At 73.5% G+C, this 12471-nt stretch carries 16 protein-coding genes; 4 read left to right on the top strand and 12 right to left on the bottom strand.

All coding sequences use genetic code 11. From position 1 onward, the window contains the following. Positions 1-11 precede the first annotated feature (11 nt). The gene (locus KZX45_RS07275; RefSeq protein ID WP_248257058.1) at positions 12-383 is read right to left on the bottom strand and encodes a DUF4190 domain-containing protein; all 372 of its coding nucleotides are present in this window, start codon (positions 381-383) and stop codon (positions 12-14) included. 290 nt (positions 384-673) lie between these two features. Here KZX45_RS07275 and KZX45_RS07270 point away from each other — a divergent pair, with 290 nt between their 5' ends. After that, entirely contained in the window at positions 674-1189 is a 516-nt protein-coding gene (locus KZX45_RS07270; protein ID WP_248257057.1) for a hypothetical protein, read from the top strand. Positions 1190-1377: 188 nt separating this feature from the next. Further along, positions 1378-2805 carry a flotillin family protein gene (locus KZX45_RS07265; RefSeq protein ID WP_248257056.1) on the top strand — a complete coding sequence of 476 codons (1428 nt, stop codon included), beginning with the start codon at positions 1378-1380 and terminating at the stop codon, positions 2803-2805. Here the strand turns inward: KZX45_RS07265 and KZX45_RS07260 are convergent. The 5 genes from KZX45_RS07260 to KZX45_RS07240 form a co-directional block, all read right to left on the bottom strand. Further along, on the bottom strand, positions 2802-3173 hold the full coding sequence (locus tag KZX45_RS07260) for a DUF4180 domain-containing protein (RefSeq protein WP_248257055.1): 372 nt from the start codon (positions 3171-3173) through the stop codon (positions 2802-2804). The two genes, KZX45_RS07265 and KZX45_RS07260, sit on opposite strands and share 4 nt — an antisense overlap. A gap of 105 nt (positions 3174-3278) precedes the next feature. Continuing rightward, positions 3279-3878 (bottom strand): hypothetical protein, encoded by a 600-nt coding sequence (locus KZX45_RS07255; RefSeq protein ID WP_248257054.1) that lies wholly within the window; start codon positions 3876-3878, stop codon positions 3279-3281. Beyond that, a complete protein-coding gene (locus tag KZX45_RS07250; protein WP_248257053.1) occupies positions 3875-5137 on the bottom strand; it encodes an RNA polymerase sigma factor in 1263 nt (420 codons plus the stop codon). The genes KZX45_RS07255 and KZX45_RS07250 overlap by 4 nt, the downstream gene beginning before the upstream one ends. Then, positions 5134-5487, bottom strand: coding sequence for a YciI family protein (locus KZX45_RS07245; RefSeq protein WP_282453373.1), 354 nt, complete (start codon positions 5485-5487; stop codon positions 5134-5136). Before KZX45_RS07245 ends, KZX45_RS07250 begins: the two co-directional genes overlap by 4 nt. Before the next feature lie 111 nt (positions 5488-5598). Next, on the bottom strand, positions 5599-5742 hold the full coding sequence (locus tag KZX45_RS07240; protein WP_248257052.1) for a hypothetical protein: 144 nt from the start codon (positions 5740-5742) through the stop codon (positions 5599-5601). 138 nt (positions 5743-5880) lie between these two features. On the opposite strand from KZX45_RS07240, the gene KZX45_RS07235 reads away from it, so the two are divergent. Beyond that, the gene (locus tag KZX45_RS07235; protein ID WP_248257051.1) at positions 5881-6708 is read left to right on the top strand and encodes an alpha/beta hydrolase; all 828 of its coding nucleotides are present in this window, start codon (positions 5881-5883) and stop codon (positions 6706-6708) included. Positions 6709-6726: 18 nt separating this feature from the next. On the opposite strand, the gene KZX45_RS07230 is transcribed toward KZX45_RS07235, so the two are convergent. Next, positions 6727-7212 carry a GNAT family N-acetyltransferase gene (locus tag KZX45_RS07230; RefSeq protein WP_248257050.1) on the bottom strand — a complete coding sequence of 162 codons (486 nt, stop codon included), beginning with the start codon at positions 7210-7212 and terminating at the stop codon, positions 6727-6729. 118 nt (positions 7213-7330) lie between these two features. Between KZX45_RS07230 and KZX45_RS07225 the strand changes: the two genes are divergently transcribed. Then, a complete protein-coding gene (locus tag KZX45_RS07225) occupies positions 7331-8743 on the top strand; it encodes an MFS transporter (RefSeq protein WP_374112565.1) in 1413 nt (470 codons plus the stop codon). 472 nt (positions 8744-9215) lie between these two features. Here the strand turns inward: KZX45_RS07225 and KZX45_RS07220 are convergent, their stop codons facing one another. The 5 genes from KZX45_RS07220 to KZX45_RS07200 form a co-directional block, all read right to left on the bottom strand. Continuing rightward, a complete protein-coding gene (locus KZX45_RS07220) occupies positions 9216-9713 on the bottom strand; it encodes a metallophosphoesterase (protein WP_248257049.1) in 498 nt (165 codons plus the stop codon). A 30-nt stretch (positions 9714-9743) separates the two neighbouring features. Beyond that, positions 9744-10367 carry a hypothetical protein gene (locus KZX45_RS07215; RefSeq protein ID WP_248257048.1) on the bottom strand — a complete coding sequence of 208 codons (624 nt, stop codon included), beginning with the start codon at positions 10365-10367 and terminating at the stop codon, positions 9744-9746. A gap of 106 nt (positions 10368-10473) precedes the next feature. After that, positions 10474-11229: a Mut7-C ubiquitin/RNAse domain-containing protein gene (locus KZX45_RS07210; protein ID WP_248257047.1), complete on the bottom strand. Its 756-nt coding sequence runs from the start codon at positions 11227-11229 to the stop codon at positions 10474-10476. Between the two features lie 4 nt (positions 11230-11233). Continuing rightward, positions 11234-11986: a 5'-methylthioadenosine/S-adenosylhomocysteine nucleosidase gene (gene mtnN / locus KZX45_RS07205; RefSeq protein WP_248257046.1), complete on the bottom strand. Its 753-nt coding sequence runs from the start codon at positions 11984-11986 to the stop codon at positions 11234-11236. Continuing rightward, a complete protein-coding gene (locus tag KZX45_RS07200) occupies positions 11983-12435 on the bottom strand; it encodes an S-ribosylhomocysteine lyase (RefSeq protein ID WP_374112570.1) in 453 nt (150 codons plus the stop codon). The genes mtnN and KZX45_RS07200 overlap by 4 nt, the downstream gene beginning before the upstream one ends. Between the last annotated feature and the right edge of the window lie 36 nt (positions 12436-12471).

Raw genomic sequence — 12471 nt, 5'->3', positions numbered from 1 at the left:
GGTGACCGGTCTCAGATCCCGGAGGTCACCGAGGCGCCCGCCATCAGCACGAAGAAGGCGATGGCGGCGACCACGCCGAGGATCACCATGACGATGCCGATCCACCCCAGCACCTTGCCGGCGGTGGCGGGCTTGCCGAGCCGCTCGGCCTTCTTGGCCTGCCACAGGGCGAGCGGGCCGAAGACGATCGGGAGGAGGACGACGGCGAGGATGCCGAAGACCAGGGACAGGGTCGCCGCGCTGTTGGCCTCCTGCGAGGTGGCGTCGTAGCCGTAGGCGGGCGGGGCGGCGGGGACGTAGCCCCCGGCGCCGGCGCCGTACGAGCCGTACTGGCCCTGGGGGCTGTGCTGCTGCGGGGTGGGCTGGTACGGGTTCTCAGACATCGTTGCTCTCCTGCTGGTGGGGGTCACGACGCGGGCCCTCGCCCAGCGTACGTCCACGAAGCGTAGGGGCACGGGGGCCAGTTATGAGACAGAACTGGTCAGGAAAGTCGTTCGTCGTCAACTTCGCCCGGTGAGGCGTCCGCGTGGCAGGAACGGGCCATGGCAGCAAGTGGCGCCAGGATTTCGGACGCTCCATGGGTGATCTGGGGGCACTGTCGAGATGTCGGTGCTGAGCACGGCGGAGGATCCGTCGTCGTCGTGGCCCGACGTCCGCCACAGGGAGTCGCACGTTGTCCAGGCCCACGCTCAGCGCCGCAGCCTCCACGCTCGCCGGCGTGGCCCTGCTGCTCGGCGCCCCCCACGCGTTCGGGTCCGTCGACTCCGGGGCGCCCCTCGGCGCCGGGACGGTGGAGATCGAGGCGACCGGCGTGGAGACGGAGGCGTCCGGGCGCGCCGCCGGCGAGCTCGTCGTCGTCCCGGGAGAGACCGTGACGTTCACGGCCAGGGCCCGGGCCACCGTGCGCGGCGAGGGAATGAGCGCCGTCCTGCGGCTCGACGCGGCCGAGCTCTTCGCCGTCGCGCCCGAGCCGCTGCGCGACGACCTGGAGGCCGGCACCCGCGTGCAGCTGAAGGGGCTGACCCCGGTCGCGGGCACGGACGACACCTGGCTGCTGCCGGCCCGGGAGCGGCCCTACGACGTCGAGGCCGTCGTCACCGTGACGGTGCCCGACCTGACCGGCGCGCAGGGCCGTCCGCTGTCCGCCGGAACCCTCTCCTGGTCCCTGACGCAGGTCCCGCCCGGCTGACGGGCGCGCCCGGAGGCGGCCTGCCCTCCGGCTTCACACCCTCCACGGTGGCCGGCGTTGGAGACGGATGTCGCGACAACCGCAGTCGCCCCGACGAAAGCGGGCACACGGCCGGCCTATTTCCGGCAGAATCGTCCCGAAACCCGCGCCTGACGTCGTCGGCGCGCCCGGCGAACGAAGGAACGTCCGTGGAACTCATCCTCGGGAGCCTCCCGCTCCTCGTGGCGCTGCTCGTCGTGGCGATCGTCGTCTTCGTGGCGGTCAGGCGCTCGATCCGCACGGTCGACCTCAACGAGGCCCTCGTCATCGTGGGCCGCAGCGACGGCCGGGGCGGCCCCACCGGCAGCCTCGACGCCCTGCCCAGCTCCACGGAGGTCGCCGAGGGCAGGGGTGGTCCGCGGGTCGTCATCGGGGGCCGGGCCTTCGTCAAGCCGTTCTTCGAGTCGGTCACGAAGATCTCCCTCGAGCAGCGCCAGCTGTCGCTGACCGTGGAGGGCGTCGACAAGAACTTCATCGCGGTCGGCGTGAAGGCGTCCGTCCTGTTCAAGGTGCGCGGTGACGCCGACGGCGTCCGCCGGGCCGCCCAGCGCTTCACCAGCCAGCAGGCCAACCTCGAGCAGCCGCTCCAGCAGGCCCTCGAGGGCGCGCTGCGGCCGGTGCTCGGCTCGATGACGGTGGAGGAGATCATCTCCGACCGCGAGGCACTGCAGAAGCAGGTCTTCGACTCCATCCGCCCCGATCTTCACCAGCAGGGTTTCCACATCGACCTGGTGAACCTCTCCGACATCTCCACGCCGGGGTCGGACTACCTGGCCAACCTGGGTCGTGCCCAGGCGGCACGCGCGCGGCAGATCGCCGAGGTGCAGGAGGCCGAGGCACGCCTGGCCTCGGAGACGGCGCAGCTCCACGCCCAGGAGCAGATCGCGGAGCGTCAGCGCGACCTCGCCCTGAAGCAGGCCACCATCCGGGCACAGACCGACCGCGCCGGCGCCGAGGCCCAGGCGGCCGGCCAGCTCGCCCGCGCCGAGCAGGACCGGCTGGTCGCCGCCCAGGAGCGTGAGGCGCTGCAGGAGAAGGCGCGGGTGGCCGAGCAGCAGCTCGACATCGACGTGCGCAAGCCGGCCGACGCCGCCGCCTACGCCGCGGCCAAGCAGGCCGAGGGCGAGCGCGACGCCCGCAAGGCCGAGGCCGAGGCGGAGGCGTTCCAGCGCCGCACCCTCGCGGAGGCCGAGCTGGCGGCGCAGAAGAACGAGGCGGAGGCCGTCGAGACGCTCGGCCGGGCCCGCGCGGAGGCCGCCAGGGCGGAGGGCCTCGCCGCCGCCGCGGCCACCGAGGCGCAGGCCCAGGCGCTGGCCGAGCAGGGGCAGGCCGTCATCGTCCAGCAGCTGGTCGCGAACCTGCCCGAGATCATGCGCGCCGCCGCTGAGCCGGTCGGGCAGATCGACAACCTCACCGTCGTCTCCACCGACGGCGCCGGGGCGGTCTCGAAGATCGCCGGCCAGGTGCTGGGCGAGGGCCAGGCCGTCGTCCACAGCCTGTCCGGGATCGACCTCGGCTCGCTCCTCAACGGCTTCGCCGCCCGGTCCGACGTCGCCGAGACCGAGGTCGTCAACTAGGACCGTGCGGGCGGTGCGAGGCGGCGCACCAGGTCGGCCGGACCGTCGAGGAACCACACGTGCCCGCCGCGGTTGGACTCGCGGACGTAGTCGCGCAGCGCGTCGCTGGCCCCGACGTGCTCGGAGATGTCGCCGAGGACAGCCAGCCTCAGCCGGTAGTTGACGAGCTTCTGGACGAACTCGCCGGCCAGGCCCGAGCGCAGGTCGAAGAACGACGGGGCGAACCGGCTCACCGGGACGGCGACGACCTCGGCCTGCACCGCCCATGCCTCGCCGACGACGTCCAGGGCGTCCTGGCCGACGGCGATCGGCGACCCGGTCCCGGTCAGGTGCAGGACGACGGTGCCGTTCACGGTCTCCACGGGCATGGTCCCGACGCTACGGACGACGGCGGATCGGGGCCAGGGCATATCGGAGAACGCGCGCGCCCGGTGGTCGGAGGGCTCGGCCGGGAGCAGCCTGCGGCGGAGGTGTCAGTCGCCGAACCCGTCACGGAGGAACCCCACGATCCGCGGGGGCAGCCCGGCCAGCGCCTCCCCGGCCGAGGCCTCGGGGTAGGACGCGGCGCCCAGCCAGTCGCTCTTGACGACGCTACCGGCGTCCGCCCAGTGCGAGCCGGCACGCTCACCGTCCACCACCAGGTCAAGGCGCAGGCACTGCCGGGGCCCCGCGGCCAGCCCGACCGTCTCGGTCCCCGCCCGCGACAGCACGGCGCGTCGCGGTTCCCCGGCGGGGTCGGCGTCGTCCAGGCGCCGGAACGTCACGGAGTCGGCGCCCGACCCGAGCAGGTCGAGGACGAGCCTGAACTCCCCGAAGCTGGGCAGGGTGTCCGCGCCCAGTCCGGCCGCGGCGCGGGTGACGTCGGCCGCGGCCCCACCGGGATCCTGCCGGTAGCGGGCCGCGGCCCAGGTCACGCCGTCGCCCTCGAAGGCGATGACTGACTCCGCCCGGTAGTCCTCGCCGTCGCCGAGGGGGAAGGCGATCCGGGTGGTGAGGACGCCGTCTTCGAACCGGCGCCACAGCGCCCCCACCTTGCGGCCCGCCTCGTGGAAGCTCTCCCAACGCTCGGTCATGCGGTGCCCGTCGTCTCGCCCGCCGGCAGGTCCGGCGTCCCGGGCCGGAGCTCCGCGAGGCGGCGGCGCAGCAGGTCCCGCTCAGCCCCGTTGGCCGTCAGCTCGAGCGCCCTCTCGAGCGCCAGGACCGCCTCGTCGGTGCGCCCGAGGCGGCCGAGGAGGTCGGCCCGGGTGACGTGGAAAAGGTGGTAGCCGTCGAGGTCCAGCCCGTCCACCACCTCCAGCGCGGGACCGGGCCCGGACATCTCCGCCAGGGCCACGGCGCGGTTCAGGGCGACGACCGGCGTCGGCGTCATGACGAGCAGCTGGTCGTACAGCGCGAGGACCTGCGCCCAGTCGGTCTCTGCGGCGCTCGCGGCGTCGCTGTGCACCGCGGCGATGGCGGCCTGCACCTGGTACGGGCCGGGCGCGCCGCGGCGCAGGCACTGGCGCACCAGCTCCTGCCCCTCGGAGACCAGGGCTCCGTCCCACCGCGACCGGTCCTGCTCGGGGAGCGGCACCAGGGCGCCGTCCGCCGCCGTGCGGGCGGGCCGGCGCGACTCCGTCAGCAGCATCAGGGCGAGCAGCCCGCGGGCCTCGGGCTCGTCGGGCATGAGGCCGAGGAGAACCCGGCCCAGGCGGATCGCCTCGGCGGAGAGGTCCGGGCGGGTGAGCTCGGCGCCGGCCGAGCCGGTGTAGCCCTCGTTGAACACCAGGTAGATCACCGCGAGCACGGACCTCAGCCGGTCGGGCAGGTCGTGCTCCTCCGGCACCCGGTACGGGATGCGGGCGGCCACGATTTTCCGCTTCGCCCGGACAAGGCGCTGCGCCATCGTCGGCTCGGGCACGAGGAAGGCACGGGCGATCTCCGCCGTCGTCAGCCCGCCCAGGGTTCGCAGGGTCAGCGCCACCCGGGTCGCGGGCGCCAGGGCGGGGTGACAGCACATGAACAGCATCCGCAGCTGGTCGTCGCTCACGGGACCCACCGGCTCCGGCTCCTCGGGGGCCAGCAGCAGCGCGGCCTGGGCGTGCTTGTCATCGCGTTTCGCCTCCCTGCGCAGGCGGTCGACCGCCCGGCGCCGCGCGGTGACCACGATCCAGGCCCCCGGACTGGGTGGGACGCCCTCTACCGGCCAGCGCTCGACGGCGGTCGTGAAGGCGTCCTGGACCGCGTCCTCGGCGAGCGCGAGGTCACCGAGGACGCGGGTCAGGGTGGAGACGCACCGGCCGTACTCCTCGCGGAAGACTTGGCCGACGGCGTCCGGCACCGCGGTCGTCACTCCGCCTGGAACGGGCGGACCTCCACCTTGGCCATGCAGGCGGCGGAGGCCTCGCGGGCGAGCGCGAGGGCGGCGTCGAGGTCGGGCGCCTCGAGCACCCAGAACCCGCCGAGCTGCTCCTTGGTCTCCAGGAACGGGCCGTCGGTGACGACGGCCTCGCCGTTCCTGGCATCGACCGTGGTCGCCGTGCTCGGGGCCTCCAGGCCGCCGGCGAACACCCACGCGCCGGACTCCTGCATCCGCTTGTTGAACGCGTCGACCTGCACGTAGGCCTTCTCCATCACCTGGGGGTCAGGGTTCTCGTACGACTCCTCCTCGGTACCCCACACGGAGATCAGGTACTGCGTCATGGTTGTCAGCTCCCTCGTCGGTGGACGGGCCCCGTGCCCGTCCTTCACCCGCTCTACGAACGAGCGTGCCGTGGATCGACAGCTCGTGGGGAGGGAATTTCTCCCGGAGGGTCAGGGACGGGCAGAGCGGTCCCGCGCGTCCGCGTGCCGCTCCGCCTCCCGACGGCTGCGCTCGGCCTCCAGCCTGCGCTCGAACGCGCGGCGGGCGCGGGCGACGGCGGGGGTGGGGGAGTTGTAGGTGCCGGCCTTGCTCACACCCCGATCTTTCACCGCTGCGCCGGCGGGACGAAGGGACCTTCGGACCCGGTCCGAGGTGCCTGTCAGGGGGTTTCGACCGGTGCCCGTCCGTGCCAGGATCGACCGAAGGCGGGTCGATGCGCGGAGGAGGCCGACATGGGTGGATGGACGTTCCAGGGGCACGGCGGCGAGGTCGCCGCCCGCTCGTGGCCGGTGGCGGACCCCCGCTACATCGCGGTCCTGTGCCACGGCTACGGCGAGCACGTCGGACGCTACGAGTGGGTGGCTGCGACGCTCAACGAGCACGGCGCGTCCGTCTACGGGCACGACCACGTCGGGCACGGGGCGAGCGCCGGGGAGCGAGTCCTGATCCGGGACTTCGAGCCGGTGGTCGACGATCTGCACATCCTCGTGCTCGCCGCCCGGCGGGAGAACACCGGCGTGCCCGTCGTCCTCGTGGGGCACTCGATGGGCGGGATGATCGCCGCCCGCTACGCCCAGCGGTACCCCGAGACGCTCGCCGCGGTGGTGCTGTCCGGCCCTGTCCTCGGCCGGTGGGACGTCGTCCGCGAGCTGCTCGCCCAGGACCCGATCCCGCCGACCCCGATCGACCCGGCCACCCTCTCTCGCGACCCGGAGGTGGGCCGGGCCTACGCCGAGGACCCGCTCGTCTGGCACGGCGACTTCAGGCGGCCCACCCTCGAGGCGATCCAGGCGACCCTCGAGTCGATCCGTGCCGCTGGCGCCGTCGACCTGCCGCTGCTCCACCTCCACGGCGAGGCAGACCAGCTGGTCCCGGTCGGCCCGAGCCTGGAGGGACTCGACGCGATCCGCGGCTCGCGGACGGAGCGCCGGACGTATCCGGGCCTGCGGCACGAGATCTTCAACGAGACCACGAAGGAGGAGGTCCTGGCTGACGTGACCTCGTTCGTGGACTGTGCGCTCGCAGGGGAGCTCGCCCCGGAGGCCGCCCGCCGCGGCTGAGGCGCGGATGGCCGGGCTTCAGAGCATGCGGTGCATGACGTGCAGCCCGACGCGCCCCAGCGTGGGGTGCTCGAAGGCCTCGGGCACCGTGCCGACGATCGAGAACCCCAGCTCGGTCCACAGGTGCACGGCCGCGGCGTTGGTCTCCACCACCGCGTTGAACTGCATGGCCGCGTAACCGTCGGCCCGGGCGCGATCGAGGACGTGCTCGCCGAGCAGGCGGCCGACGCCACGGCCGCGCGCCGCACCCGCGACCATGAAGCTCGCGGTGGCGACGTGGGCCCCTCGGCCGGGCCGGTTGGGGCCCATCTTCGCCGTGCCGAGGATCTCGCCGGCGTCGACCGCGACCACGGTCCGGGCGGGGGGCGGTTCGACCCAGACCTCGTGGAGCCGCTCGCCGGTCCAGGCTGGGTCGTAGGCGTAGGTCTCCCCCGCGAGCACGACCTGCCGCAGGATCGGGAGGACGTGCTCCCAGTCGGCTTCGGCGTAGTCGCGGATGTGCACGGCAGCAGGGTACGCGGCGGCGTCGTCGGTGAAATCGATCTCAGATCGCGGTTGCCCCTGTCCGAAGTGTGGGCAGAGGCATATCGTCAGTCGGTCGATTTCCCGAACAGGAGACCCCGTGAGCACGTTGAGCACGACCACCGCCGACCGCCGGCCGACCGATCCCGAGCACGCGCCGGTCCCGCGCGGCCGCGTCATCTTCGCGAGCCTCGTCGGCACGTCGATCGAGTTCTACGACTTCTACATCTACGCGACGGCGGCCATCTCGGTCTTCCCGCTGCTGTTCTTCCCCTCCGCAAGCGCCACCGGCGCGCTCCTGGCGTCCCTCGCCACGTTCGGCGTCGCCTTCGTCGCCCGGCCGGTCGGGTCGGTGCTCTTCGGGCACTACGGCGACCGCATCGGCCGCAAGGCCACGCTCCTCGGCTCGCTGCTGACCATGGGCATCGCCACCGTGCTGATCGGCCTGCTGCCCACCTACTCCCAGATCGGCCTGTGGGCCCCGGCGATGCTCGCGATCATGCGCTTCGGCCAGGGCCTCGGCCTCGGCGGCGAGTGGAGCGGCGCCGCGCTGCTCGCCACCGAGTACGCCGAGAAGGGCAAGCGAGCCCGGGCCGCGATGTGGCCCCAGCTCGGTGCGCCGATCGGCTTCCTCTTCGCCAACGGGTTCTTCCTGCTGCTGGCCGTGGTCATGGGGCACGACAGCACCGACCCCGCCCACGACGGCGCCTTCCTCACCTGGGGCTGGCGCGTGCCGTTCCTGGCCTCGGCCGTGATCGTCGCGCTCGGCGTCTACGTCCGGGTCAAGCTGGAGGAGACCCCGGTCTTCTCCCGCGCCGTCGCCCGCGGCGAGAAGGTCAAGACGCCGCTGAAGGAGGTCTTCCGCACCAGCTGGCGTCAGCTGATCCAGGGCACGTTCATCATGCTGGCGACGTACACGCTGTTCTACCTGTTCACCACGTGGATCCTCAGCTACTCCATCGGCGCGGTCGAGGACGGCTTCCTCGGCATCGGGTACCAGAACTTCCTCGTCCTGCAGCTGCTCGCGATCCTCTTCTTCGCCGCGTTCGTGCCGGTCTCGGGCTCGCTGGCGGACCGCTTCGGCCGCAAGCCGTTCCTGATCGTGGTGACCGCCCTCATCCTCGTGTTCGGCCTGACCTTCAACGCCTTCCTCAGCCCCGACGTGATGGGCACCGGCGAGGGCGCGAACATGGGTCTCATGCTCGTCTTCCTCGTCATCGGCATGACGCTGATGGGCCTGACGTTCGGCGTGCAGAGCGCCATCCTGCCGGAGCTGTTCCCGACCAACGTGCGCTACACGGGCTCGGCGATCGCCTACAACGTCTCCTCGATCCTGGGTGCCGCCGTCGCCCCGTTCATCGCGGCCTGGCTGGCCAGCTCCCACGGGGTCGGCTGGGTGGGCGTCTACCTCAGCGCGATGGCCCTGCTGACCCTCCTCGCGCTGTTCACGACCAAGGAGACCAGGGACCTCGACCTCGACACCCTGGACGACGACGCGCGCGTCGCCGCCTGATCGTCCCCCGCCGCCCGGCCGCCCCGTCGTTCGGCCGCGAGGGCGCGCCCCCGCACCACGGTGTCTCTCGGGCCCCGTCACCTTCGGGTGGCGGGGCCCGCCCCGTCCCTGCTCGCCGCCGCCCGCTCGCAGACGGAGGACCGGAGGGCTGGGGACCGGGGACCCGGAGGTCCGGGTGACCGCGGGATCGGGGACCCGGAGGGCTGGGTGACCGCGGGACCGGGGACCGGGCGACCGCGGGACCGGGGACCGGGGAAGATTTGTGTCGCCTGGCGACAGCAAACGTCCCCGATGTCGGGGCCGCCGCCGCTCGCGCCTCTCCGCCGCTGGTCGCAGCCCCCGATCCCGTCGCCATTCCCCGGGCCCGGCGGGTGGTGCACCGGTCCGCCGTCGGCGCAGGGCGTGGCGGGTGGCACAACGGCCGCCGGCACCTCAGGGCGCGGCGGGTGGTCCGGGCCGCCGTCGCCGCAGCTCAGAGGCGGTGGAGGGTGACCTCGGGCGGTGCTGCGCCGTCGAGCACCACCGTCATGTACGTGCGGTGAGGCTGACGACGGCGATCGGTCGGCGACCCCGGGTTGAGCAGCCGCATCCCGCGCGGACTCACCGTGTCCCAGGGGATGTGGCTGTGGCCGAAGACCAGGACGTCGGCGTCGGGGAAGAGGGCGTCCATCCGGTGCTCGCGCCCCGAGGCGGCCCCGGTCTCGTGCACCACGGCGATGCGGGTGCCCTCGACCGTCACCCGGGCCACCTCGGGGAGCCGGCTGCGGATCTCCGGCCCGTCGTTGTTGCCCCAGCACGCGACCAGGCGCCGGGACCGCGCGGCGAGGTCGTCGACCAGCCGCACGTCCACCCAGTCGCCGGCGTGGAGCACGAGGTCGGCGTGATCGGCCGCGGCCCAGACCTCGGCGGGAAGCTCTCTGGCCCGCCTGGGCCAGTGGGTGTCGGCGAGCAGGAGCGCGGTGGTGGTCACCGCTGGGCCCCGGTCAGGTCAGTGAGCCGGTCAGGTGAGCGGTCGGTCGTCGGTCCTCCTGGGATCGACGTCGCCCTCGTGGCGACCGTGATCACGGTCGGTGAGGCGCTCCTCGTCGGCGAGGCGGTCCCGGTCGGCGAGGCGGTCCCGCTCGGCGAGGCGGTCCCGGTCAGGGAAGCCGTCCCGGTCGGCGTCCCGGTCAGGGAAGCCGTCCCGGTCCCGGTCGGTGAGGCGAGAGTCCGTCGCTCCGGCGTCGTCGGCGTACGTGTCGGTCGTGTGGCGGCCGTGCGTGCCCTCGCGCGAGGTGAAGTCGTCCGCGTCCGGGTCGAGCGCCGAGGCGTCGCGCTGGTGCCGCTCGGCCTCGAGACGAACCTTCTCAGCCTCCTCGGCACGCTGCCGTGCCTCGTGCTCGAGCTTGTCGGCGTCGACCCGGGCCCGCTGGGCCTGGGCGTCGGCCGCCGCCGCCTCGGCGGCACGCTCGCGGGCGGCCAGGTCCCGCTCCTCGCCCTTCGCGCGGAGGTCCCGGGCCTGGGCACGGCGCTCCTGCTGCGCGACCAGCTCCCGTTCCTTCTTCTTCCTGCTCGCGGCGATGGCCAGGATGATGATCAGCGCCACGACGACGACCGCGATGACGATCCAGATCCACGGTTCCATGAGGACGTGCCTCCTTAGGTTCGGTAATGCCTGGTCTCATGGAACCGGAGGTAGAGCGTTCCGGCCACCGGAGAGGCCCGCTCACCTGCGCTGATGCCCTGTCCGCTCACGCGTGCCTGCGCAGCGCCTGCTGCACGAGGGCGTCGAGCCGGCGCCCGTGGGCGCCGTGCCAGTAAGGCCGCCCGCACCCAGCGCAGCGGACGAACACCTCATAGGTGCGCAGCGTGCCGGGCTCGAGCAGGTGTGCCACCTCGTCGACGCTCGCCGGCACCAGCTCCCCGCCGCAGGCGACGCAGCGCGTGTACGGAGCAAGCAGGGGCGCGAAGCGGTTCAGGACGTCGTCGAGCTGGTCCGCGACCGCGCTCCCGCGCACGTGCGCCGCCCGCGCGAGCCGCGGGCAGCCGTCGGCCGCCGGGACGGGCGCCAGCGCGCGCCGGCGCAGCAGCGCGTGGTCCTGGGTGAGCAGCACCCGGGCCTCGCCGAGCGCGCGGGCCACCAGCTCGGCGTCGCCCGCGTCGTTGCCGTAGGCCACGTCGAGCCCGAGGAGACGCAGCCGGCGGGCCAGCGCGCCGAGGTGGACGTCGAGCACGAAGCGGGCGGAGACCGCCGGCTGGGGACGACCGACCGCGCCGACCTCCACCATCGCGCCGGGGGAGGGGCGGTGCTCCGGGGTGACCTGGGCGTCGTCGTCGACGACCCGCAGGGCGCCCACCTCGGTGAGCGGGACGCCCGCCGCCGGGACGAGGTGGACGAGGGGCGTGCCGGGGTCGAGCGGGACGTCGAGGCCGCCGTCGCCCCGGGACCGTGGCGGGAGGAAGGCGCGCAGCTCAGGCGCGACGAGCAGCCGGACCGTCGCGCCCATCGCGCTACGCCCCGAGCGCCGCCAGGACGACGACGGCGGCCCGCTCGGCGGCCTCGTCCACGCCGAGGTGGAAGTCCTCGTCGGCGTCCGGCCCGCACAGGTCGGAGATGCCGCGAACCGAGAGGAAGGGCAGGGAGTAGGAGTGGGCCACCTGCGCCAGGGCGGTGGTCTCCATGTCCGTGCTCAGCGCGTCGGGGAAGTGGCCGCGGACCTCGGCGAGGTTGACCTCGGTGATGAAGGAGTCGTCCGAGACCATCTGGCCCACCCGGAGCGCACCGGCGGGCGGGGCCGTCCGGGAGGCCGCCGCGAGCAGCTCCGCGTCCGCCTCGTAGGACGCCGGCATGCCGGGGACCTGCCCGCGGACGTAGTCGAACGCCGTCGCGTCGGCACCGGCGTACGTGTAGGAGTCGCCGACGACGACGTCGCCCACCTTCACGCCCTTCGCGAGACCGCCGGCCGAGCCGGTGGAGATGATGGCGCGTGGCCGGGAGGTGGAGAGGGCGGCCACCGCCGCCGCGGCCGCGTTGACCAGCCCGATCCCGCTGCGCACGATCAGCAGCGTCGCGCCGCCGATCGTCACGACCTGGCCCCGGGCGCGGCCGCGCTCGACCACCGGGCCGGCGTCGGTGGCGCGGCGTGAGTAGGGGCGGATCTCTTCGTCCATCGCCCCGACGACGACGGCGTCCACCACCGGCCCGCGGCCGGGCGGCGTCGCGATGCCCGAGGCGTCCGCGGCGGTGGTGTGGTGGGTGCTCACGCGGTCACCTGCGTCCACTCGTCGCGGCGCGCGAGCATCGCCCGTGCGGCCTCCTGCGCCCCGGGGAGGGTGTGGCTGGCGGCCCACCCGCACTGCGTCTCGTTGGCGGCGGGGACCTCGGTGGCATCGACGACGTCCTGCAGGGTGGTGGCGACGAGGTCGATCACCTCCTCGTACGGGTGCTCGCCGACCAGCAGCAGGTAGAAGCCGGTCTGGCAGCCCATGGGGGAGAAGTCCACGACGTCGCCCGAGTGGTTGCGCACGTGCTCGGCGAAGGTGTGCTCGAGGGAGTGCACCACCGGCATCTCGAGGTGGTCGACGTTGGGCTGGCAGAAGCGCACGTCGTACTTGGTCAGCACGTCCCCGCCGGGCAGGCGCTTGGTGTCGGCCACCCGGACGTACGGCGCGGCGACGGTGCGGTGGTCGAGGTTGAAGCTCTCGACGTTCATGGGCATGCGGGGCTCCTTCGGTGAGGTCTGCGCCGC

The organism is Georgenia sp. EYE_87 (assembly GCF_023148685.1).
Classification (GTDB): Bacteria; Actinomycetota; Actinomycetes; order Actinomycetales; family Actinomycetaceae; genus Georgenia.
This window is presented reverse-complemented; position numbering and strand designations above follow the sequence as displayed.